18 protein-coding genes and 2 tRNA genes are annotated in these 21385 nt (G+C 60.6%); 11 read left to right on the forward strand and 9 right to left on the reverse strand.

The features are described 5' to 3' along the window. Positions 1-60: 60 nt before the first annotated feature. On the forward strand, positions 61-963 hold the full coding sequence (locus tag NNA36_RS04455) for a LysR family transcriptional regulator (protein ID WP_255104586.1): 903 nt from the start codon (positions 61-63) through the stop codon (positions 961-963). Here NNA36_RS04455 and NNA36_RS04460 read toward each other — a convergent pair. Continuing rightward, positions 960-1922 (reverse strand): NADPH:quinone oxidoreductase family protein, encoded by a 963-nt coding sequence (locus tag NNA36_RS04460; protein WP_255104588.1) that lies wholly within the window; start codon positions 1920-1922, stop codon positions 960-962. The two genes, NNA36_RS04455 and NNA36_RS04460, sit on opposite strands and share 4 nt — an antisense overlap. A 307-nt stretch (positions 1923-2229) precedes the next feature. Here NNA36_RS04460 and NNA36_RS04465 point away from each other — a divergent pair, with 307 nt between their 5' ends. From NNA36_RS04465 to NNA36_RS04475, 3 genes are all read left to right on the forward strand, one after another. Then, positions 2230-2604, forward strand: a complete 375-nt coding sequence (locus tag NNA36_RS04465; RefSeq protein ID WP_255104590.1) for a helix-turn-helix domain-containing protein — start codon at positions 2230-2232, stop codon at positions 2602-2604. A 54-nt stretch (positions 2605-2658) separates the two neighbouring features. Next, complete coding sequence (gene hisN, locus NNA36_RS04470) at positions 2659-3453, forward strand: histidinol-phosphatase (protein WP_255104592.1); 795 nt, start codon at positions 2659-2661, stop codon at positions 3451-3453. Positions 3454-3571: 118 nt separating this feature from the next. After that, positions 3572-4906: an 8-oxoguanine deaminase gene (locus NNA36_RS04475; protein ID WP_255104594.1), complete on the forward strand. Its 1335-nt coding sequence runs from the start codon at positions 3572-3574 to the stop codon at positions 4904-4906. Positions 4907-4978: 72 nt separating this feature from the next. On the opposite strand, the gene NNA36_RS04480 is transcribed toward NNA36_RS04475, so the two are convergent. Both NNA36_RS04480 and NNA36_RS04485 read right to left on the reverse strand, forming a co-directional pair. Continuing rightward, positions 4979-5053 (reverse strand) — tRNA-Gly (locus tag NNA36_RS04480). Positions 5054-5080: 27 nt separating this feature from the next. Beyond that, positions 5081-5155: transfer RNA gene (locus tag NNA36_RS04485), tRNA-Gly, on the reverse strand. A 240-nt stretch (positions 5156-5395) separates the two neighbouring features. Here NNA36_RS04485 and NNA36_RS04490 point away from each other — a divergent pair. From NNA36_RS04490 to NNA36_RS04500, 3 genes are all read left to right on the forward strand, one after another. After that, entirely contained in the window at positions 5396-5524 is a 129-nt protein-coding gene (locus NNA36_RS04490; RefSeq protein WP_255104596.1) for a hypothetical protein, read from the forward strand. A 93-nt stretch (positions 5525-5617) separates the two neighbouring features. After that, positions 5618-6475 (forward strand): glycosyltransferase family A protein, encoded by an 858-nt coding sequence (locus NNA36_RS04495; RefSeq protein WP_255104599.1) that lies wholly within the window; start codon positions 5618-5620, stop codon positions 6473-6475. Between the two features lie 19 nt (positions 6476-6494). Continuing rightward, positions 6495-7376 carry a glycosyltransferase family 2 protein gene (locus NNA36_RS04500; RefSeq protein WP_255104601.1) on the forward strand — a complete coding sequence of 294 codons (882 nt, stop codon included), beginning with the start codon at positions 6495-6497 and terminating at the stop codon, positions 7374-7376. Between the two features lie 60 nt (positions 7377-7436). On the opposite strand, the gene NNA36_RS04505 is transcribed toward NNA36_RS04500, so the two are convergent. Next, positions 7437-10877 (reverse strand): pyruvate carboxylase, encoded by a 3441-nt coding sequence (locus NNA36_RS04505; RefSeq protein ID WP_255104603.1) that lies wholly within the window; start codon positions 10875-10877, stop codon positions 7437-7439. Positions 10878-11143: 266 nt separating this feature from the next. On the opposite strand from NNA36_RS04505, the gene NNA36_RS04510 reads away from it, so the two are divergent. Then, entirely contained in the window at positions 11144-11605 is a 462-nt protein-coding gene (locus NNA36_RS04510; RefSeq protein ID WP_255104604.1) for a rhodanese-like domain-containing protein, read from the forward strand. Here the strand turns inward: NNA36_RS04510 and NNA36_RS04515 are convergent. Further along, positions 11599-12735, reverse strand: coding sequence for an alpha-hydroxy acid oxidase (locus NNA36_RS04515; protein ID WP_255104606.1), 1137 nt, complete (start codon positions 12733-12735; stop codon positions 11599-11601). The two genes, NNA36_RS04510 and NNA36_RS04515, sit on opposite strands and share 7 nt — an antisense overlap. Positions 12736-12857: 122 nt before the next feature. Here NNA36_RS04515 and NNA36_RS04520 point away from each other — a divergent pair, with 122 nt between their 5' ends. Further along, positions 12858-15437: an ATP-dependent helicase gene (locus NNA36_RS04520; protein WP_255104608.1), complete on the forward strand. Its 2580-nt coding sequence runs from the start codon at positions 12858-12860 to the stop codon at positions 15435-15437. Positions 15438-15909: 472 nt separating this feature from the next. Here NNA36_RS04520 and NNA36_RS04525 read toward each other — a convergent pair whose 3' ends face one another. After that, positions 15910-16125 carry a DUF1127 domain-containing protein gene (locus NNA36_RS04525; RefSeq protein ID WP_255104610.1) on the reverse strand — a complete coding sequence of 72 codons (216 nt, stop codon included), beginning with the start codon at positions 16123-16125 and terminating at the stop codon, positions 15910-15912. A 249-nt stretch (positions 16126-16374) separates the two neighbouring features. Between NNA36_RS04525 and NNA36_RS04530 the strand changes: the two genes are divergently transcribed. Continuing rightward, positions 16375-17451 carry an Mrp/NBP35 family ATP-binding protein gene (locus NNA36_RS04530; RefSeq protein ID WP_255104612.1) on the forward strand — a complete coding sequence of 359 codons (1077 nt, stop codon included), beginning with the start codon at positions 16375-16377 and terminating at the stop codon, positions 17449-17451. Between the two features lie 85 nt (positions 17452-17536). Here the strand turns inward: NNA36_RS04530 and NNA36_RS04535 are convergent, their stop codons facing one another. The 3 genes from NNA36_RS04535 to NNA36_RS04545 all read right to left on the reverse strand — a co-directional run bounded on the left by NNA36_RS04535 (position 17537) and on the right by NNA36_RS04545 (position 20225). After that, entirely contained in the window at positions 17537-17845 is a 309-nt protein-coding gene (locus NNA36_RS04535) for an EthD family reductase (RefSeq protein ID WP_255104614.1), read from the reverse strand. 107 nt (positions 17846-17952) lie between these two features. Then, positions 17953-18441, reverse strand: a complete 489-nt coding sequence (locus tag NNA36_RS04540) for a DUF2244 domain-containing protein (protein ID WP_255104616.1) — start codon at positions 18439-18441, stop codon at positions 17953-17955. Between the two features lie 113 nt (positions 18442-18554). After that, on the reverse strand, positions 18555-20225 hold the full coding sequence (locus NNA36_RS04545) for a cytochrome c oxidase subunit 1 (protein WP_255104617.1): 1671 nt from the start codon (positions 20223-20225) through the stop codon (positions 18555-18557). Positions 20226-20508: 283 nt separating this feature from the next. On the opposite strand from NNA36_RS04545, the gene NNA36_RS04550 reads away from it, so the two are divergent. Next, complete coding sequence (locus NNA36_RS04550) at positions 20509-21354, forward strand: oxaloacetate decarboxylase (protein ID WP_255104618.1); 846 nt, start codon at positions 20509-20511, stop codon at positions 21352-21354. Positions 21355-21385: the final 31 nt, after the last annotated feature.

Raw genomic sequence — 21385 nt, forward strand, 5'->3', positions numbered from 1 at the left:
AATGTGTGGTTATTTTGAAAACGAATGTTTGTGAGATGATACATCAAGGATGTTGATGAAATGCGGAATCTCGATGTCACCACGTTGCGTAGTTTCGTTGCGGTCGCCGATCTGGGCGGTGTGACCAAGGCTGCAGGGTTTCTTCACTTGACCCAGTCAGCGGTTTCCATGCAGTTGAAAAGGCTGGAGGAATTGATTGGCGTGTCATTGCTTGACCGGTCGGGGCGCGGGATCGCGTTGACGCCGGCGGGTGAGCAGCTGTTGGGCTATGCGCGGCGCATGGTGTCGCTGAATGATGAGGTGATCCGCCGCCTGACTCATGATGAATTCGAGGGATCCATTACGCTTGGTGTGCCGCATGACATCGTTTATCCGGTGATCCCGCGCGCGATGCAGCAGTTCGCGGCAGCCTATCCGCGGATCAAGGTGCATTTGATTTCGTCTTATACGCGGGCCTTGCGTGGTCAGTTCGAAAAGGGCGAATGCGATCTTATCCTCACGACCGAAGCGGAAACCGGGGCCGGGGCAGAGTTGCTGTGCACCCTGCCAATGGCCTGGATCGGTGCGCCGGGCGGGGCCACCTGGCGGCGGCGTCCGTTCCGGTTCGCAACGGGCGAGAACTGTCTGTTCCGTACGCCGTCTATCCGGGCCTTGGACGAAGCGGGAATCGAATGGGAGATGGCGGTCGAGACCACATCCGAACGCACAGTGGAGGCAACGGTCAGTGCTGACCTTGGCGTGTGTGCGATGATCAAGGGAACCGAGCCACCCTTTTTGGAAGTGATCGAGCATGGCGGCGCCTTGCCTGATCTCGGATGCCAGAACATCAACATGTACGGGGCGCAGGCCGGCAAGGGGGACGTGATCGCCTATCTTGCCGATCTGCTGAGAGCGGGGTTCCATCCGATGCGGGGCAACCTGGAACTGGTCACGCCGAAGCGGATGTCCGCCGTCGGACGTTAATCCATCGTCACCACGACTTTGCCGGTGGACTTGCGCGTGCGCAGCAGGTCCATCGCGTCGTTTGTCTGCTCGAGGGGCAGGATGTTGCTGACGTGTGGTTTGATCTTGCCTTGGGCGTACCAGTCAAAGAGCGTGGACAGGCTGTCGGTGATGACCTTGGGGTTGTGAGCAAGATAGGCCCCCCAGTAGAGGCCGATCACGGTCAGGTTCTTGACCAGCAGGTGGTTGGCCGGGATTTGCGGCACGTCGCCGCTGGCGAAACCGATGGGCAGCAGGCGCGCGTCGGGGTTGCAGGCCCGGAAGGCCGCTTTGAACTGATCTCCGCCAACCGGATCATAGACAACGTCAGCGCCGCCGAGGGATTTTACAACCTCGCGGATATCTTCCGTGGTGGCGTCGATCAGGTGATCCGCGCCCGCCTGCTTGGCAATTTGAAGCTTATCAGCGCCACGTGCGCAGGCGATCACCTTGGCGCCCATGACCTTGCCGATCTCGACGGCAGTGAGGCCGACCCCCCCGGCCGCGCCAAGCACCAAAAGGGTTTCGCCGGGCTGCATGCGGGCCCGATAATCAAGCGCGACGTGACTCGTTCCATATGCGACCAGAAAGGCAGCTGCGTCGGTAAATGACATCGTTTCCGGAATCGCGACACATCGTTTCACATCAAAGCAGCCATACTCGGCCAGGCCGCCTTTTCCCCCGAATACCGCTATGCGTGTGCCAACCGCAGGCCCTTCGGTGTCCGGCCCGAGGGCATCAACGACACCCGCCACTTCGAGACCGCCAACAAAGGGCAGAGGGGGGGTATCCTGATAGGTGCCCTTCTGCATCAGCAGATCGGCGAAATTTAGCCCGCATGCACCAATTTTAACGCGAATCTCGCCTTTTTGGGGTATTGGGAGTGGTAAATCGACGATTTCGGGCTTGGTTTCGAAAGAGGCGACCTGATACGCGCGCATTGATTTTCTCCTGGCTGGGTGACTGGCTTTTTAATGGGATATGACGCGCCGTCAAAAAACAATTGCAATCACGCACTTTACGTTTGTTCCGTTGCGTGCGGAAAACGCGCTATGATTGTATTGTTCACAACTTCGCTAGCGGCACACTTGTGTCAAAATTCTTGATCCGTGAGGAAAAACTGTTACATTGCCCATATCGCTGTAGGGATGCATAGCGACGCATAAAGGTACCCGGAATAGGTCAGATTAATGTCCTGACGGGGTTAAATTCGGCGGGGAGCCGGGAAGGTAATTAAGGAGTCGTGTGATGGCCCACCCAGTGGACGTGCATGTAGGTAAGCGGATTCGGCAGCGCCGATGGCTCACCGGAATGACGCAGCAGCAGCTTGCAAACCAGGTTGGAATCAAATTCCAGCAAATTCAGAAATACGAAACCGGTGCGAACCGCGTGAGTGCATCCCGTCTTTGGGACATCGCTGACGCACTGGATGTTCCTGTCAGCTTCTTCTTCGAGGGCATCGAAGGCGACGAGGGCGCGAACGAAGCGGCATCGGCAAAAGTGCCTGCGGACATCATGGGCGACAAGGAAGCTCTTGATCTGGTCCGTTCGTACTATGCGATCCCGGAAAACCAACGCCGCCGACTGTTCGAGCTGGCGCGGGTCTTATCTGACGTCGCTTGAGTTTAGGCCTTTGCTGCGATAGCGGGGATGCAAAGCGGCAAAGGGATGGCTCAGGTGGATCAAGACACTCAAAGAGATATTGTACGGGCGGCACACGCGATGGCGGATGCCGCCCGATCTGCGATCATGCCTTACTTTCGGCAATCGGGCCTTTCGGCGGACAACAAGCTGGAAGGGGGATTTGATCCGGTGACCGAAGGGGATCGCGCGGGCGAATTGGCCATGCGCGCGGTGTTGGCCGAGATGCGGCCCAATGACGGAATTCTTGGTGAAGAGTTCGGCCAGAGTGGGGGGACCAGCGGTCTGACCTGGGTTCTGGACCCGATCGATGGCACGCGTGGGTTCATCAGCGGTACGCCGACATGGGGCGTGCTGATTGCCGTGTCGGATGCGAACGGGCCGGTTTTCGGGATCATCGAACAACCCTATATCAAGGAACGGTTTGTCGGCGGTTTCGGCGAGGCCTATGTGGATGGGCCTTACGGAAAGAGCGACCTTGCCGTGCGCAAGGACAGCCGGCTTGGCGATGCGATTGTCTTCACCACCTTCCCCGAGGTCGGCACGCCTGCGGAAGCGGCCGGGTTCAAGGCGGTTTCGGAGCAGGCGAAGCTGACGCGCTATGGTATGGACTGTTACGGATATGCGCTCTTGGCGCTGGGTCAGATCGACCTGGTGATTGAGGCGGGGCTGCAATCCTACGATATTCAGGCACCAGTGGCCGTTGTCGAAGCGGCGGGCGGGATCGTCACGGACTGGCAGGGTGGCCCTGCGCATGAGGGCGGACGCGCCCTTGCGGCGGCGAACCCGGAAATCCATGCGGAAGCCTTGAAAATCCTCAAAGAATATTGAGTTGCGCGCGGCGCCGGTCTAACCTGTTCCGGCGTCGAGTCCTTTGCCCGTCTTCTGTCGGCGCGTTTCACACTTCACCTTACCGAAGCGGGCCACAGGAAGTGTGAAAGGACGTCTTATGCCCGAAATTCTGATCCGAAATGCCGACCACGTTCTGACGATGGATGACGCGCGCCGTGAATTGCGCGGGGCGGATGTGCGGTTGCGTAACGGGGTGATCGTCGAAATCGGTGTTGGGCTGGCAAGCGAGGGCGAGGTGGTCGAGGCCTCGGGCTGTGTTGTGACGCCGGGTTTGGTGAACACGCACCACCATCTTTACCAGACCCTGACGCGGGCCGTGCCGGGCGGGCAGGATGCGTTGCTGTTTGGCTGGTTGAAAACGCTCTACCCGATCTGGAGCCGGTTTGGTCCTGACGAGATGTTTGTCTCGGCGCAGGTGGGAATGGCCGAGCTGATGCTGTCGGGCTGTACGCTGACGTCGGACCACCTTTACCTGTATCCCAACGGTGCGCGGCTGGAGGATACGATCCATGCGGCGCGCGAGATCGGGATGCGCTTCCATCCAACCCGTGGCGCGATGAGCATCGGGGAGAGCGATGGCGGTCTGCCGCCGGATTCGCTTGTCGAGCGGGAGGAAGACATCCTGAACGACATGGTGCGCGTGGTGGATGGGTTCCATGATGCCAGCGAGGGATCGATGTGTCGCGTTGGTCTTGCGCCCTGTTCGCCCTTCTCGGTCAGTCGGGGGCTGATGCGGGATGCGGCGATCCTTGCGCGGGACAAGGGGGTGATGCTGCACACCCACCTTGCCGAAAACGACGAGGACATTGCCTATTCACTGGAGAAATTCGGCTGTCGGCCGGGGCAATACGCCGAAGACCTTGGCTGGACCGGAGATGACGTGTGGCATGCCCATTGCGTGAAGCTGGACATGCAGGAGATTGATCTTTTCGCGCGAAGCGGCACCGGGGTGGCGCATTGCCCCTGTTCCAACTGTCGCCTTGGCAGCGGTATCGCGCCGGTACGCCAGATGCGGGATGCGGGGGTGACTGTGGGCCTTGGCGTGGACGGGTCGGCCAGCAATGACACCAGCAACATGGTGCTTGAGGCGCGGCAGGCGATGCTGTTGCAACGGGTCAGCCAGGGTGCGGATGCGATGAGCGCGCGCGAGGCGCTGGAGATTGCCACACGCGGCGGGGCCGAGGTTCTGGGGCGTGATGACTGTGGCCAGGTGGCCGTGGGCAAGCGGGCTGATCTGGCGCTTTGGGATGTCACGGGGGTGGAGAGTGCCGGCAGCTGGGATTCGGCGGCGCTGTTGCTTGCGGGGCCAAGCAGGGTGCGGGATCTGTTTGTCGAGGGGCGACAGGTGGTGCGGGACGGGCATGTGACCACGGTTGACCTGCCGCGCGTGATTGAACGGCAGAATGCGCTGGCGCGACAGCTGGCCCAATAAATCGCGGTCTTGAAACGATGCCCTGAAAAACGAAAAGGCGCTGGAAAATCCAGCGCCTTTTTCGGTTTCTTTTGGAGCGGGCGAGGCGATTCGAACGCCCGACCCTAACCTTGGCAAGGTTATGCTCTACCCCTGAGCTACGCCCGCATGCCAAAAGACAACTTTTTTACTCAATGGAGCGGGCGAGGCGATTCGAACGCCCGACCCTAACCTTGGCAAGGTTATGCTCTACCCCTGAGCTACGCCCGCCTCCTTGAGTGAGGCGTGAGATATAAAGTCTGGGCCGGAGCCGCAAGAGGAAAAATGCGGTCAGGCGAAAAAAATTTCGAAACGGGCGACGGGATTTAGCGGGCGGTGCGTATCACCTGGCAGATGTTCAACAGGATGCGTCGTCGGGTGGTTGTCGAAGGGCCTTTGGTTATTGGGCTTTGCCGATCCCCGTGGCCACGACGCGGGGAAATTGCCGGTCAACGGCGTGGGAGAGAAAAGATGTGTGTGAGTCAAAACCTGCGGATGGGGCTTTTGGTTCTGGCGATCATGGCGGGGCTAGCGGCCGAGCGTCACATGCAGGAGATCGTTGCTGATCTTGATGCGGTGGTGGTTGTGCGGGTCGGCTGATTTCCGGTTGGTTTTCCAAGGCTTCCCACGCTTTGACGCATCGTCTGGATATGCTAGGGGAGAGGGCAAGAGCAGCCTTGGAAGGAACGGGATTTGAGCAGGTACATCATTACGCTCTCGTCGATCCCGCCACGATTCGACGTCCTGTCGGAGACGCTGGACAGCCTTCTGACGCAGACCGTTCCGGCAGAACGGATCATTCTTTACATCAACGACAGTTACCTGCGGTTCCCTGACTGGGATGGCACCCTGCCCGTGGTTCCCGACGGGGTGGAAATTCGCCGCGTGGCTGAGCATTGGGGGCCAGCGACGAAGGTTTTGCCGGCGCTGCGTGATTTCGCCGATGAGGATGTGGACATCCTGTTCTGCGATGATGACCAGATCTATGCGCCCTACCTTGCCGAACGGATGCTGAACGAACGCAAGCGGCGGCCCGAAGACTGTATCGGTATCAGCCCGATGGATGACTATGCCCCCCCAGAAGGGGAGACCCGCAGGACGTGGGATGCGCGACCGCGTGTGCTGCGACTCTGGAAAGTGACCAACGTGCTGCATCGTCTCCAGCTGGGCCTTGCCAACTGGCGGGCGCGGCGCACGGGTGTGTTTTGTGAGCCGCTGCGTCGGCACGTCATGCGGTCGGGCTATGCCGATGGGTTCGAGGGCTTCATGGGGGTGCTGGTGCGGCCCCGCTTTTTCCCGCCGGAGGTGTTCGACCTGCCCGATTTTGCGCGGCCTGTGGATGATGTCTGGCTGTCTGGTCATGCCACGCGCGCGGGGCATCCGCCGTGGATTCTGGGCGGGTTCTCGGAGCCGGTGCTGATGCCAAGGTCGAAACCGGCGCATCTTGATGAAACGGCGCTGCATCGCAACGATTTCGACGGGCGGGACCGGGATGATTCCAACCTCGAGGTGGTGCGCTACTTCCAGGAGACCTATGGTCTCTGGCGCTAGGATGGCGGGGAGCGTGTGAATGACGGCGGATGCGGGGACTGCAGGGATGGTGAACACCGGGCAACGGCCCTATGTGATTTCGCTGTCATCCATTCCGTCACGCTTTGACCGGCTGAGCGCCACGCTCGAGCTTCTGGTGCGCCAATCGGTGCCTCCGCTTGAGGTGCAGGTGAACATTCCGCACAGCTATCGCCGGTTCCCCGACTGGGACGGTGTTCTGCCAGAGGTGCCGGAGGGCGTGACGATCTTTCGCTGCAACGAGGATTTCGGCCCGGCGACCAAGCTTTTGCCGACATTGCAACGCTTTGAGGGGCAGGATGTCGATATCCTGTTTTGTGACGACGACATGCGCTATCCGCGCCACTGGGCCTCGTGGTTCCTGCGCCAGAGGGCCCGCCAGCCCGAGGCCTGTATCGCGCTATGTGGCGAGGATATCGAAGACATTGCGCTGGAAGATCGTACGGATGCCGCCTTTCCCCGCCCCAAGCTGATGTGGAAGATCACCGATCCCGAGCATTGGGTGCATCGGGGCATCGATGCCTTTGGCAAGCGGTGGCTTGGCTGGCCGGAGCGGTTCCTTGGCCGCAGGCAGTATCTGACCGGCGGCTATCTCGACATGTTTCAGGGGTTTGGTGGCGTCATGGTGCGTCCGCATTTCTTTGACGAAGGCGTCTTTGATATTCCGCCGGTTCTGTGGTCGGTCGATGACTTCTGGCTGTCCGGGAATGCGGTGAAGAACGGGCATCCGACATGGGTGATACCCTATCGCCGCGCGCCGAACTCGCATCAGCATTACATCGCGGATGCGCTGACCACCTCGGTGATTGACGGGCATGACAGGGACTCGGCCAACCTGTTTGCCGAACGCTATCTGCGCGAGCATTTCGACATCTGGCGGTAGTTTCAGGCGATGTGAGGCCCAGAAAAAAGCCCCGCCGGAGTGGCGGGGCTTTGTTTTGTCTTACTCGAACTCGACGAGGAGGTCTTTTGCGTCGATCTGCGATCCGGCGCTGGTGTGGACCGCCTTGATGGTGGCGTCCCGTTCAGCGTGGATGCCGGTTTCCATCTTCATCGCCTCGATGGTCAGCAGCAGGTCGCCTTCCTTGACGTCCTGGCCAGCCGAGACCGCGACCGAGGCCACGACGCCCGGCATCGGCGCACCGATGTGGTTGGCGTTGCCGACTTCGGCCTTGGGCCGCGCGGCGGTCGAGGATTTCACCAGACGGTTCGGCACGCGGATCACGCGGGGCTGACCGTTCAGTTCGAAGAACACCTTCACTTCGCCGTTCTCGTCGGTCTCGCCGATGGCCTGAAGGCGGATTTCCAGCGTCTTGCCCGGATCGATCTCGGCGTTGATCTCTTCGCCCGGCTCCATGCCATAGAAGAAGGTCTTGGTCGGCAGGGTGCGGACCGGGCCATAGGCGCGGTGGCGGCCCATGTAATCCAGGAAGACCTTGGGATACATCAGGTAGCCGTTGAGATCCTCGTTATCGACCTTGAAACCTTCGAGTTCCTTCGACAGCTCCTTACGGGTTGCTTCGAGGTCCACCGGTTCGAGGTGGGCGCCGGGGCGTTCGGTGTTGGGTGCTTCGTCCTTCAGAACCTTCTTGATGATGCCTTCGGGGAAGCCGCCCGGAGGCTGGCCGAGGTTGCCGCGCATCATGTCGATGACCGAGTCGGGGAAGGCCACGTCGTGTTTGGGATCTTCCACTTCCTCGCGGGTGAGGCCCTGGCTGACCATCATCAGCGCCATGTCGCCAACCACCTTGGAGGAGGGGGTCACCTTGACGATGTCGCCGAACATCTGGTTGACGTCCGCGTAGGACTGGGCCACCTGCGGCCACTTTTCCTCGAGGCCGAGGCTGCGGGCCTGTGCCTTGAGGTTGGTGAACTGACCACCCGGCATTTCGTGCAGGTAGACTTCGGAGGCCGGTGCCGCGAGGCCGGATTCAAAGGCGGTGTACTGTGCGCGCACGCCTTCCCAGTAGTCCGAGATTTCGCGGATCGCTTCGATGTCGAGGCCGGTGTCACGATCGGTGTGGCGCAGGGCTTCGACGATCGAGCCGAGGCAGGCCTGGCTGGTGCCGCCCGAGAAGGCGTCCATGGCCGCGTCGACCGCATCCACGCCGGCATCTGCCGCCGCAAGGATGGTTGCCCCGGCAATGCCCGAAGTGTCGTGGGTGTGGAAGTGGATCGGTAGGCCGACCTCTTCCTTGAGGGCCTTGATCAGAACCCGTGCCGAGGCCGGTTTCAGCAGGCCAGCCATGTCTTTCAGGCCGAGGACGTGTGCGCCTGCGGCTTCAAGTTCCTTGGCCATGCCGACATAGTAGTTGAGGTCGTACTTGGCGCGGTCGGGGTTCAGGATGTCACCGGTGTAGCAGACGGTGCCTTCACAGATCTTGCCCGACTCGACCACGGCATCCATGGCAACGCGCATGTTTTCGACCCAGTTCAGCGAGTCGAAGACGCGGAAGACATCAACACCGGTTTCCGCCGCCTGGCGCACGAATTCCTGCACCACGTTGTCGGGATAGTTGGTGTAGCCGACGCCGTTGGAGGCGCGCAGCAGCATCTGGGTCAGGAGGTTTGGCATCCGCTCGCGCAGGTCGCGCAGACGCTGCCAGGGGCATTCCTGAAGGAAGCGGTAGGCCACGTCGAAGGTCGCGCCGCCCCAGCATTCCACCGAGAACAGCTCGGGGATGTTGGAGGCATAGGCCGGGGCCGCCTTGATCATGTCGATCGAACGCATCCGGGTTGCCAGAAGCGACTGGTGGCCGTCACGCATGGTGGTGTCGGTCAGCAGCAGGCGCTGTTGGTCTTTCATCCAGTCGGCAACGGCCTGCGCGCCCTTGTCTTCCAGAAGGTTGCGGCTGCCGTAGGCCGGTTCCGCGCGTTTCGCGGGCGGGATCGGGGCCTTGAGATCCGCAGCCGGGGCCGGTCGATCGGTGGTTTCCGGGTGACCGTTCACCGTGATGTCGGCGATGTACGTCAGAACCTTGGTGCCCCGGTCCTTGCGCTTGGCAAACTGGAACAGGTCCGGCGTCTCGTCGATGAACTTGGTGGTGTACTGGTTCGTTAGGAACGTCTTGTGCTTGAGGAGGTTCTCGACAAAGGCGATGTTGGTGCTCACGCCGCGGATACGGAATTCGCGCAGGGCGCGGTCCATGCGGGCGATGGCCTTTTCCGGGGTGGGGGCCCAGGCGGTTACCTTGGTCAGCAGCGAGTCATAGTAGCGGGTGATCACGCCGCCCGCATAGGCGGTGCCGCCATCCAGGCGGATGCCCATGCCGGTGGCCGAGCGGTAGGCGGTGATGCGGCCATAGTCGGGGATGAAGTTGTTCTGCGGGTCCTCGGTGGTGATCCGGGTCTGCAGCGCGTGGCCGTTCAGGCGGATGTCGTACTGCGAGGCCTTGCCGGTGGCTTCGGCAATGGATTTGCCTTCGGCGATCAGGATCTGGGCCTGCACGATGTCGATGCCGGTGACTTCTTCGGTCACGGTGTGTTCCACCTGAACGCGCGGGTTCACCTCGATGAAGTAGAACTTGCCGCTTTCCATATCCATCAGGAATTCGACGGTGCCGGCGCACTCATAGTTCACGTGGGCGCAGATCTTGCGGCCCAGTTCACAAAGCTCTTCGCGCTGTGCTTCGGACAGGTACGGGGCCGGGGCGCGTTCGACAACTTTCTGGTTGCGGCGCTGGACCGAGCAGTCACGCTCGTAAAGGTGGTAGATGTTGCCCATCTTGTCGCCAAGGATCTGAACCTCGACGTGGCGGGCGCGGGTGATCATCTTTTCGAGATAGCCTTCTCCGTTGCCGAAAGCGGCTTCGGCCTCGCGGCGACCTTCGAGCACCTTTTCCTCAACCTCGTCTTCGGAAAAGATCGGGCGCATGCCGCGACCACCGCCACCCCAGGACGCCTTGAGCATCAGCGGGTAGCCGATTTCGGCGGCCTCTGCGCGGATCGCATCCATGTCGTCGCCCAGAACCTCGGTGGCGGGGATCACCGGAACACCAGCGGCAATCGCGACCTTGCGGGCCGAGGCCTTGTCGCCAAGCGCGCGCATGGTTTCGGCCTTGGGACCGATGAAGGTGATGCCGTTGGCGGCGCAGGCGTCCACGAAGTCCGGGTTCTCGGACAGCAGGCCATAGCCCGGGTGGATCGCGTCGGCGCCACATTCCTTGGCGACGCGGATGATTTCGTCGATGCTGAGATAGGCCGCGACCGGACCCATTCCTTCACCGATGCGATAGGCTTCGTCGGCCTTGAAGCGGTGCAAGGACAGCTTGTCCTCTTCCGCAAACACCGCGACCGTGCGTTTGCCCATTTCGTTGGCAGCACGCATGACGCGGATCGCAATCTCACCACGGTTGGCGATCAGGATTTTCTGAAAATCAGGCATGGGCAGGCTTCCCCTTCTTTGCTCTGTCCAAAACAAGTGCCCTTGGGTAGGGCGCGAGAAAATTCCGCGCAATACCAAGGACTGCGTATTTTTGTAACTTTTATGAAAGGATTTGTTCCCGTTTTTGCTCATCTCAACGGCAATTCTTTCTGCAGTTGCGACATGAGGGGGCAAAGGTGAAAGAATCTTCGATGGTTTTTTCACTGTTGAGTTGGGAAAGCATGTCTGGCACTGCTGTTTTGTATTTTGAAATTGGAATGTGAATCATGCAGAATCGCCGATCTTTCCTAATGGCCGTTGGGGGGCTTGCCCTTGTTCCGACTTTTGGCCGCGCTGACGCCGGCCACTTGACGGCACAAGCCGCGATGGACGGGATGGCGCGGGGCGAGTTGATCCTGATCGACATTCGCAGGCCGGAAGAATGGCAGCAGACCGGGGTCGCGAAAGGCGCCTGGCCGCTGGACATGACCGCGCGGGGTTTCGGGCCGAAACTTCTTGCCGTGCTTGAGCGCAACCCGAACCGCAAGATCGCCATCATCTGTCGGACGGGGAACCGTTCGAACTACCTCAGGGGCGTTCTGGCCAAGAATGGCATCAAGGGCGTGCTGGATGTGGCCGAGGGGATGGCCGGCGGGCCACGCGGCAAAGGCTGGATACCCTCGGGTCTTCCGGTTGTAAGCGGGGCAGAGGCGGTTGAGGCGCTGCCTCAGGATTTGATCGCTCAGTGATCAACCAGCGCGTTGCGGGCATCTGACGGGGTCTTGAGGCCCATCTGTCCCATGTTGGCCTCGAGGTCTTTGTGCAGGATGTCGATAAGGTGGTCGGGGCCCGCTTGTCCAAGGGCGGCAAGGGCATAGTGAAATCCGCGCCCCAGTATGACCAGATCGGCGCCAAAGGCCTTGGCGCGCAGGATGTCGAGGCCGGTTTCAAAGCCGCTGTCGATGACCAAGGGCAACGAGGTGGCGGCCCGGATGGCGGGCAGGGCCGAGATGCTGGCCGGGGCGGCGTCGAACTGCCGGCCCGCATGGTTTGACACCCAGATGGCGTCGGCACCTTCGGTTTCCAGACGAGCTGCATCTTCGGCGCGCATCACGCCCTTGATAATGAGCGGACCCTCCCAGTGATCACGCACCCATTTGTAATAGTCCCAATCGGGCGCGGCACGCAGTTGATAGCCTGCGTGAGCCGTGGACCCGAGACCGGTCAGGTTGCCGGCGTATTCGTCGATCAGGCGCATGCGGGGCATGCCGTGCCGGAGCGTGGCCAAAGCCCAGGCCGGGCGTTGCGCCACTTGCCACATCAGGCGCGGTGTCAGGCGGGGTGGTGTTGTCAGGCCTGAACGGACTTGCCTTTCGCGGCGGCTGGCTGCGGGGAGATCGACGGTGAGCACTAGCGTCGAAAAACCGGCACGTTTGGCGCGGGCCAGCATATCCTTGCGGATGTCGATGTCGCGGGGCGGGTAGAGCTGGAACCACGCGTGCGGGCCGATATGCGGGGCAACCTCCTCGGGGGTCTGGGCCGCGACAGTGGATAATGTGTAGGGAATGCCAAGGCGGGCGGCGGATTGGGCGAGGAGAAACTCGGCACCGGGCCACATCAGGCCCGACATGCCCACGGGGGCGATGCCGATGGGCAGGGCATATGTTTCAGCCAGAAAGCGGGTCGTGAGATCGGGTGTGATCTCGCCGTGCAGGATGGACGGGTTGAACAGGATTGCATCCAGAGCCGTGCGATTGCGGGCCTTGGCGCGTTCGTCCCCCGTGGCGCTGTCGAGGAATTCCCAGACAAAGGTGGGCAGGCGTTTGCGTGCCTTTTGGCGCAGATCGCTGAGGGCGGGATATTTGGCGTGCAGATCCATATGATCTTTGTTGGCAAGACGGCGGGATTTGTCTAGCGGGAGTATTCGGAAAGATGGGAAAATGCGAAAAGGGAACATAATGAGAACTTTTCAACAAATCCCGCAGGGAGTAGAGTGTCGCCATGAGCAGTTTCGACGAATTCGACGCCTTTGAAGGCGCTTCCCTGTCCGCGCGTGCGATGGCGGCGCGACCGATGCCTTACTTGGACGAGCTGAACCCGGCGCAACGTGAGGCCGTGGAGCAGTTGGATGGTCCTGTGCTGATGCTGGCCGGTGCGGGGACAGGCAAGACCAAGGCGCTGACGGCGCGGATCGTGCATCTGTTGAACACAGGGCGGGCGCGGCCCAACGAGATTCTGGCCGTGACTTTCACCAACAAGGCCGCCCGCGAGATGAAAAACCGCGTGGGCGGCATGCTGGGCGGCAACATCGAAGGGATGCCGTGGCTGGGTACGTTCCACGCGATCTGTGTGAAACTGCTGCGCCGCCATGCCGAGCTTGTCTCGATTGAGCGAGCCGCACCTATTCCTCCGCAAGTGTCTGGCACAGAGTTTGGACAACCAGTGGAGAATGTTGTTCAAAGGGATATTGGCTATCGCGAGGCCAATTTTGATGGCGCTGCCGCCGCCAGGGACACTTATGACGATGATCTTCATCTGAAAAGCAACTTCACGATTCTGGATACGGATGACCAGCTTCGATTGCTGAAACAGCTTATCGAAGCCGCGGGCATTGACCCAAAGCGTTGGCCTCCCAGATTGCTGGCAAATACAATCGACAGTTGGAAAAACAACGCTTGGTCTCCTGAACAGGTGCCGACGCGCGAAGCAAATGCGTTCAACAATCGAGGAATCGAACTGTATGCCCAATATCAGCGGCGTTTGCTGGAACTGAACGCCTGCGATTTTGGCGATCTCCTGCTGCATACAGTACAGATTTTCCAGCATCATTCAGACGTTCTGGAACAATACCAACGCTGGTTCCGCTACATTCTCGTGGACGAGTATCAGGATACCAACGTTGCTCAGTACCTGTGGCTGCGCCTGTTGGCGGGGGGGCATAAGAACATCTGTTGTGTCGGCGATGATGACCAGTCGATCTATGGCTGGCGCGGGGCCGAGGTGGGTAACATTCTGCGCTTTGAAAAGGATTTCCCCGGCGCACATGTTGTGCGACTGGAACAGAACTATCGCTCGACACCGCATATCCTTGCGGCTGCGTCGAATGTGATCAAGGGCAACGAGGGGCGGCTGGGCAAGACGCTTTGGACTGATCGTGATGACGGCGAGAAGGTACGTCTGATTGGCCATTGGGACGGCGAGGAAGAAGCGCGCTGGATCGGGGAAGAGATCGAGGCGATGCAGTCGGGCACGCGGGGCATGACGCCCCTGTCGCTGGATGACATGGCGATTCTCGTGCGGGCCTCGCACCAGATGCGGGCGTTTGAGGATCGGTTCCTGACGATTGGCCTGCCGTACAAGGTGATCGGTGGTCCGCGCTTCTATGAGCGGCTCGAGATTCGCGATGCAATGGCCTATTTCCGGCTAGTGGTGTCGCCCGAGGATGATCTGGCGTTCGAGCGTATCGTGAACACGCCCAAGCGGGGCCTTGGCAACGTGGCACAGCAGAAAATCCAGACCTGTGCGCGCGAAAATGGCGTGCCGTTGGTGGAAGGCGCGCGTATCCTGCTGGCCGAGAAGGGGATTGGCGGCAAGGGGGCGAAGGAACTTCAGATCCTTGTCGACAGTCTTGCGCGCTGGCACGCGATGCTGGCGGTGCCCGAGATCCCGATGCCGGATGACGATGACGTGCTGGACGACGATTCCGCGCCGATGCCGCAGGCCCTGCCGCTTGGGCAAAGCGAGGTGAGCCATATCGAGTTGGCCGAGATCATTCTCGACGAATCCGGCTATACGACGATGTGGCAGAACGACAAGACGCCGGAAGCGCCGGGGCGGTTGGAGAACCTCAAGGAACTGGTCAAGGCGCTGGAGAATTTCGACAACCTGCAAGGATTTCTCGAGCACGTCAGCCTGATCATGGACAACGAAAGCGAAGACGGGGAAGCCAAGGTCACCATCATGACCCTGCACGCCGCCAAGGGGCTTGAGTTCCCGGCAGTGTTCCTGCCGGGCTGGGAAGACGGGCTGTTCCCCTCGCAACGCAGCATGGATGAAAGCGGTCTCAAGGGCCTCGAGGAAGAACGGCGGCTGGCCTACGTGGGGATCACCCGCGCCGAGGAGCTGTGCACGATTTCCTTTGCCGGCAACCGTCGGGTCTATGGCCAATGGCAGAGCCAGATGCCCTCGCGCTTTATCGATGAACTGCCCGAAGACCATGTCGAGGTGCTGACACCTCCGGGGCTTTATGGTGGGGGCTATGGCGCGGCAGCAGCACCAAGCGCGACGAGCTTTGATCAGCGGGTGGCCAGTGCGAACACCTATAACTCTCCCGGCTGGAAGCGAATGCAGGCGCGGGCGGGGCAGCGTGGGCTGTCGCAACCCAAGGAAAGCCGCACCACGGTGATTGACCTGTCGGCGGTGTCGAGTTTCACGCTGGGGGATCGCGTGTTCCACCAGAAATTCGGCTATGGCACCGTTGAGCACATCGAAGGCGACAAGCTTGAGGTGGCGTTTGACAAGGCAGGCATCAAGAATGTCGTGGCCAGCTATGTGACAGCGGCGGACGACATTCCGTTCTAGGGCAGAGACACGAGACAGAACCAAGGCGCGTCCCCTTCGGAGGGCGCGTTTTTCGTTTGGCATCCGGGCAAAGAAAAACGGCGACGCCAGGGAGGAGGAAGGCGCCGCCGTTCTTGTCAACAAGATGCTTAGGGAGGAGGAGAAAGCACCTTGGTAGTCTGGACCCTTGGGCCCGTATTTTTGAGCGGCAGCACCAGGGAGGAGGAGAGGTGCTGCCGCTTAGTTACAAGATGCCAAAGGGAGGAGGAGGCATCTTGATCTCGTGGACCTTGCGGCCCGGTATTCTGTTGCGGCGACACCCAGGGAGGAGGAGGGGTGCCGCCGCTTAGTCACAAGACGCTAGGGAGGAGGAGAAGCGCCTTGATCTCGGTTGGGTCGTTCAGACCCGGAATTTTGGCGGCGACACCAGGGAGGAGGAGAGGTGTCGCCGCATGAATCGGAAAGCAGAGGGAGGAGAAGCTTTCCGAATTCGTTAACCTTCGTAGACCGCCTGATATGCCATCCGGCGGATCATCGAACGGTGCAGGCCCATATCCTTGAGCTGGGCGTCAGGAAGAGCGGCAAGCTCACGGTATGCCTTGTTGAATGCCCGGGCTTTCTGGATGTGCGCGAAAAGGTCGGTGACAAAAGTCGCGACGCGTTCGGCAAAACCATGCTTTGCGGGGCTGTATTCAGAGGCCAGAGCCATTACGTTTCCTTCAAATCCTGACAGCGTTCGCTGCTGCGTTGTTCGTGTTGAAAGAGATATAGGACTATGCTGCAGCTGCACAATGGATAGCTATGCAATGCTGCTATGCAGCAGGGGAATAGGCGACGCAAGGTCAGGTGTGGGTGGTTGTTTTTTATGCAAGTATCTGAAAATGGTTGCGAAAGTTGAAAAGAGGACTTCCAGATGAAGCTTTTTAAGCGCATGGGATGGTCGCAAAAGGAGAAAGAAATGGCGGTTTCAGAAGGGGCTGTTTTGGAGGCGCTCGGGCGTCTTGCCTTGCCTGATGGAGGCGACCTTGTTTCGCGCGATATGGTGCGTGCAGTTACGGTTGACGGCGAGTCGGTTCGCTTTGTGATCGAGGCGCCGAATCCCGATATCGCGCGCCAGATGGAGCCGCTGCGCAAGGCGGCGGAAGAGATTGTCGGGGCGCTGGACGGGGTGTCGTCGGTGTCTGTTGCTCTGACGGCGCACGGGCCGGCACCTGCGCCGCAGAAGGAACCGCCGAGTCTCAAGATCGGTGGCCACCCGAAACCCCAGCAGGGGCCGATGAAGGTCGCCGGTGTCAAAAGCATCATCGCCATCGGGTCCGGCAAGGGCGGCGTGGGCAAATCGACCGTGTCGAGCAACCTTGCGGTGGCGCTGGCCAAGCAGGGGCGGCGCGTCGGGTTGCTGGATGCCGACATCTACGGGCCGTCGCAGCCGCGCATGATGGGGGTCAACAAACGGCCTGCCTCGCCGGATGGCAAGACGATCATTCCGCTGAAATCCCACGGGGTAACGATCATGTCGATCGGCTTCATGCTGGAAGAGGATCAGGCAGTGGTCTGGCGCGGGCCGATGCTGATGGGAGCCCTTCAGCAGATGCTGGGCCAGGTGCAGTGGGGCGAGTTGGATGTTCTGTTGGTCGATCTGCCGCCGGGCACGGGGGATGTGCAGTTGACGCTGTGCCAGAAGACCGAAATCAGCGGTGCTATCGTGGTGTCGACCCCGCAGGACGTGGCGTTGTTGGATGCCCGCAAGGCCTTGAACATGTTCGACAACCTCAAGACCCCTGTGCTGGGGCTGATCGAGAACATGTCGACCTATGTCTGCCCAAGCTGTGGCCACGAGGCGCATCTGTTTGGTCATGGAGGCGTGGCGAGTGAGGCCGAGAAGCTGGGGGTTCCGCTGTTGGGGGCCTTGCCGATTGATCTGGACACCCGTCTTGCGGGTGATGGCGGTAGGCCGATTGCCGCCGGAGACGGGCCGATGGCCGAGGCTTATGCGCGGATTGCCGACGGGCTGGTGCGCGGCGGAATGGCCTGATTTTCCCTATCGGTATCACGTCGGTATTGCGACGGTATCGCGGCGGTGCGGATTTCGCATCGCCGCATTTTTTGTAGACCCGCCTTTAGGCGATGACCTCGCCGATCAGGGTATGCGGTTTCGAATTGGTAAAGTTCGGGATGTCCCCGACCACCGGACCGGCATTGGCCATCGCGGCCTTCATCGCGTCCTGATCGGCAAAGACGATGGTTGCGATGGCGTGGAAGGCGGGCGGGGTCTTGGGGCCACCGGCCAGACCCTTGGTGGCTTGCGCCGACTGCATGTGCGGACCGAAGTGCTCTGCCACCAGCGCCATGTGGGTCGAGGTGTAATAGTCATAGTCGAAATGGCTGTCTTCCGTGATCGGATAGATCACCTGCATGGAAACGGGCATCGTGGCGCTCCTGTTCGTTGGGGTTGGAGGTCAGGATAGCCTTGGTCTCGGGTCAGGGATAGGCCCGTTTCATGCGGGTTGTGTCTTCCTCGCGATGGCGCGCAACGTCACTTTGCCTGCTTCAGATAGTCATCCAGTTCGGTGAAAAGCACCTTGCGTTCGTCTTCGGAGAGGAAGCTGCCGATCTCGACGGTGCGGCCGTTGCCGGTGAGGGTGACGTAGTGGGGCAGGGGGCCGCCGTGGACGTGCATTTCGGGGCGGGCCCAGTAGATGTTGCAGTCCCATGACTGGGTCTGACCGCGGGCCGGGCGGTGGGTGAGGGTGAGGGTATCGCCGTCGCGACGCAGTTCTTCGAGGATGTCGCCATCCCTGTAGGAACGTTCCAGCCCGTACCAGAGTGCCCCGACCATTAGCAGGATGAAGGGCAGGATGCCCCAGAGCACGACCGAGCCCAAGAGGCCATAGAGCGGGATGGTGCCGAGGGTGAAGGCCATCATGACCATCGCCGCAAAGCCGCGGCGGGGCAGGGAGCGGTGCGGCCAGAGCGTGAGAACAGTGTGGGTGTCGGGGGTGTCGACGGTCCAGGTGTAGGGCATTGGGTTCGCGCGGATGATTGACGGCTAGGACGCCATCTAGAGTGTTGCCGGAAAAGAAAAGGCCCCGGGGCAGTGCCCGGGGCCTCTTGTTCATTTTGCCAGAGGCGAGGCGCTTAGTGCGCGTGGCCCTTGTCCCAGTCTTCCTGCTTCGGAAGCTGCTCGAAGGTGTGTTCGGGCGGCGGCGAAGGCAGGGTCCACTCGAGGGTGTCGGCGTATTCGTTCCAGTAGTTGTTCTCGGTGACGCGGGCACCACGCAGGAGCGTGTAGATCACGATGCCGAAGAACAAAACGAAGGATGCAAAGGAGAGCATCGCGCCCCAGGAGCTGATCTTGTTGAAGTAGGCGAATGCCTCGGGATAGTCGATGTAACGACGCGGCATGCCCTGACGACCCAGGAAGTGCTGGGGGAAGAAGGTCACGTTCACGCCGATGAAGAACATCCAGAAGTGAATCTTCGCCGCGAATTCCGGGTACTGACGGCCGGTCATCTTGCCCATGTAGAAGTAGATACCGGCAAAGATGGTAAAGGCCGCACCCATCGACATGGTGTAGTGGAAGTGCGCCACAACATAGTAGGTGTCGTGGTAGGCACGGTCGACACCCGCTTGCGACAGGACGATGCCGGTCACACCACCGATGGTGAAGAGGATCAGGAAGCCGAATGCAAACAGCATCGGTGCCTTGAACTCGATCGAGCCGCCCCAGACGGTGGCGATCCACGAGAAGATCTTAACACCGGTGGGCACCGCGATGACCATGGTGGCCAGCATGAAGTAGGACTGCTGGGTCAGCGACATGCCGACGGTGTACATGTGGTGCGCCCAAACGACGAAGCCCAGTGCGCCGATCGCGATGATCGCCCAGACCATCGGCAGGTAGCCGAAGACGGGTTTGCGCGCGAAGGTGGCGAACACGTGGCTGACGAGGCCGAAGCCGGGCAGGATCACGATGTACACTTCCGGGTGGCCGAAGAACCACAGGATGTGTTGGTACAGGATCGGGTCACCGCCACCAGCAGGATCGAAGAAGGTGGTGCCGAAGTTACGGTCGGTCAGCAGCATGGTGATGGCGCCTGCCAGAACCGGCAGCGACAGCAGGATGAGCCATGCGGTGACGAAGATCGACCACGAGAACAGCGGAACCTTGAACAGGGTCATGCCCGGGGCACGCATGTTCAGGAAGGTGGTGATCATGTTGATCGCGCCGAGGATCGACGATGCACCCGAAACGTGAACCGCGAAGATCGCGAGGTCCATCGAGTAGCCGCCTTCGGAGGTCGACAGCGGCGGGTAGAGAACCCAGCCAACACCCGAACCCAGTTGGTCGTTGCCGCCGGGAGACAGGAGCGAGGCCACGCCAAGCGCCACACCGGTGACATACATCCAGAAGGACAGGTTGTTCATGCGCGGGAACGCCATGTCCGGAGCACCGATTTGCAGCGGCATGAAGTAGTTGCCGAAACCGCCGAACAGTGCCGGAATCACGACGAAGAACATCATCAGGACACCGTGATAGGTGATCATGACGTTCCAGAGGTGCCCGTTGGGGGTACATTCTGCGTCGGATGCGATGAAACGTGCGCCTTCGAGGCACATGTACTGAACGCCGGGCTCCATGAGCTCGAGGCGCATGTAAACGGTAAAGAGGACCGCGATCAGACCGACCAGTGCCGATACGATCAGGTACAGAAGACCGATGTCCTTGTGGTTGGTCGACATGAACCAGCGCGTGAAGAAACCGCGCTCGTCTTCATGGTCGTGGCCGTGAATGGCTGCGTCTGCCATCAATTGCCTCCCTGAATGGTGGGTTGAGGGCGCACGAGTCTCCCCGCGTCCCAAGTTCATCATCGTTTTTAGATGTGAAGGGATGTAGCCGCAATCACCGTATTTGACACAGATCAAAAAAAAGTGTCGCACCCAGATTGATTTGGGTCAAAACGAACAGGTGTCCCGAGCGAGAAAAGCGGGTTTGGTGGGGTTGCTGGGCCGAATTGGCAGGGAAAGCAGCATTTTCTTGCGATGTTCTTAATTTGTTCTATTTTGGGGCGAGTTATCGCGAGGAGGTGTCATGCGGGACCAGAAGGCAAAATTCGCAGCGTTCAAGGAATTGCATGAGGGAGAGGGCGCTTTCGTGATGCCGAATCCTTGGGATGCGGGGTCGGCAAGGGTGCTGGCATCGCTTGGTTTCGAGGCACTGGCGACCACCAGTGCCGGATATGCCTTTGCCAAGGGCAAGCGCGACAGTTTCGCGGGATTGTCGCGGCGCGAGATTCTCGAGAATGCGCGCGAGATTGTCGAGGCGGTGGACCTGCCGGTGTCAGCGGATCTTGAAGATGGGTTCGGGGCTGCGCCCGAGGCCTGTGCCGAGACCATGCGCCTTGCGGCAGAGGTGGGGCTTGTGGGCGGGTCGATCGAGGATGCGACGGGTGATCCCGATGCCCCGATCTATGATTTCGATCTGGCGGTCGAGCGTGTGCGGGCCGCGGCCGAGGCTTCGGCGGACCTGCCGATCCTGCTGACGGCGCGAGCGGAGAATTTCCTGTGGGGGCGCGATGACCTTGGCGATACGATTCGCCGGTTGCAGGCGTTTTCCGAGGTCGGGGCGGATGTGCTTTATGCGCCGGGGTTGCCAAGCCTTGAAGCCATCCGGACGGTCTGTGCCGAGGTGGACAAACCGGTGAACGTGGTGATGGGGCTGCGGCCGCCGTTCTTTCCGGTGGCGGAGTTGCAGGCGGTTGGCGTCAAGCGGGTGAGCGTGGGGGGATCGTTTGCGCGGGCGGCTTTTGGTGCGGTCCGGCGGGCGGCGGTGGAAGTGCTTGAGGTTGGCACGTTTTCCTATACCGAAGATGCGATGCCGGGGGCCGAGATTGCCGCGCTGATGGCGCAGGATCATTTGGACGGGCGTGATGACTAAAGAAAAACCCCGCGCCAGCGGCACGGGGTTT

The sequence above is a fragment of the Shimia sp. CNT1-13L.2 genome (assembly GCF_024331145.1).
Lineage (GTDB): Bacteria > Pseudomonadota > Alphaproteobacteria > Rhodobacterales > Rhodobacteraceae > Shimia.

What these genes read in the sequence shown, in the direction of transcription:
- NNA36_RS04490 (WP_255104596.1), top strand. Translation starts at nt 5,396, where the DNA reads ATGTGTGTGAGTCAAAACCTGCGGATGGGGCTTTTGGTTCTGGCGATC.
- NNA36_RS04525 (WP_255104610.1), bottom strand. Translation starts at nt 16,125, where the DNA reads ATGGCTCTGGCCTCTGAATACAGCCCCGCAAAGCATGGTTTTGCCGAA.
- NNA36_RS04515 (WP_255104606.1), bottom strand. Translation starts at nt 12,735, where the DNA reads ATGGATCTGCACGCCAAATATCCCGCCCTCAGCGATCTGCGCCAAAAG.
- NNA36_RS04550 (WP_255104618.1), top strand. Translation starts at nt 20,509, where the DNA reads ATGCGGGACCAGAAGGCAAAATTCGCAGCGTTCAAGGAATTGCATGAG.
- NNA36_RS04475 (WP_255104594.1), top strand. Translation starts at nt 3,572, where the DNA reads ATGCCCGAAATTCTGATCCGAAATGCCGACCACGTTCTGACGATGGAT.
- NNA36_RS04460 (WP_255104588.1), bottom strand. Translation starts at nt 1,922, where the DNA reads ATGCGCGCGTATCAGGTCGCCTCTTTCGAAACCAAGCCCGAAATCGTC.
- NNA36_RS04520 (WP_255104608.1), top strand. Translation starts at nt 12,858, where the DNA reads ATGAGCAGTTTCGACGAATTCGACGCCTTTGAAGGCGCTTCCCTGTCC.
- NNA36_RS04545 (WP_255104617.1), bottom strand. Translation starts at nt 20,225, where the DNA reads ATGGCAGACGCAGCCATTCACGGCCACGACCATGAAGACGAGCGCGGT.
- NNA36_RS04530 (WP_255104612.1), top strand. Translation starts at nt 16,375, where the DNA reads ATGGCGGTTTCAGAAGGGGCTGTTTTGGAGGCGCTCGGGCGTCTTGCC.
- NNA36_RS04510 (WP_255104604.1), top strand. Translation starts at nt 11,144, where the DNA reads ATGCAGAATCGCCGATCTTTCCTAATGGCCGTTGGGGGGCTTGCCCTT.
- NNA36_RS04540 (WP_255104616.1), bottom strand. Translation starts at nt 18,441, where the DNA reads ATGCCCTACACCTGGACCGTCGACACCCCCGACACCCACACTGTTCTC.
- NNA36_RS04500 (WP_255104601.1), top strand. Translation starts at nt 6,495, where the DNA reads ATGACGGCGGATGCGGGGACTGCAGGGATGGTGAACACCGGGCAACGG.
- NNA36_RS04535 (WP_255104614.1), bottom strand. Translation starts at nt 17,845, where the DNA reads ATGCCCGTTTCCATGCAGGTGATCTATCCGATCACGGAAGACAGCCAT.
- NNA36_RS04455 (WP_255104586.1), top strand. Translation starts at nt 61, where the DNA reads ATGCGGAATCTCGATGTCACCACGTTGCGTAGTTTCGTTGCGGTCGCC.
- NNA36_RS04505 (WP_255104603.1), bottom strand. Translation starts at nt 10,877, where the DNA reads ATGCCTGATTTTCAGAAAATCCTGATCGCCAACCGTGGTGAGATTGCG.
- NNA36_RS04465 (WP_255104590.1), top strand. Translation starts at nt 2,230, where the DNA reads ATGGCCCACCCAGTGGACGTGCATGTAGGTAAGCGGATTCGGCAGCGC.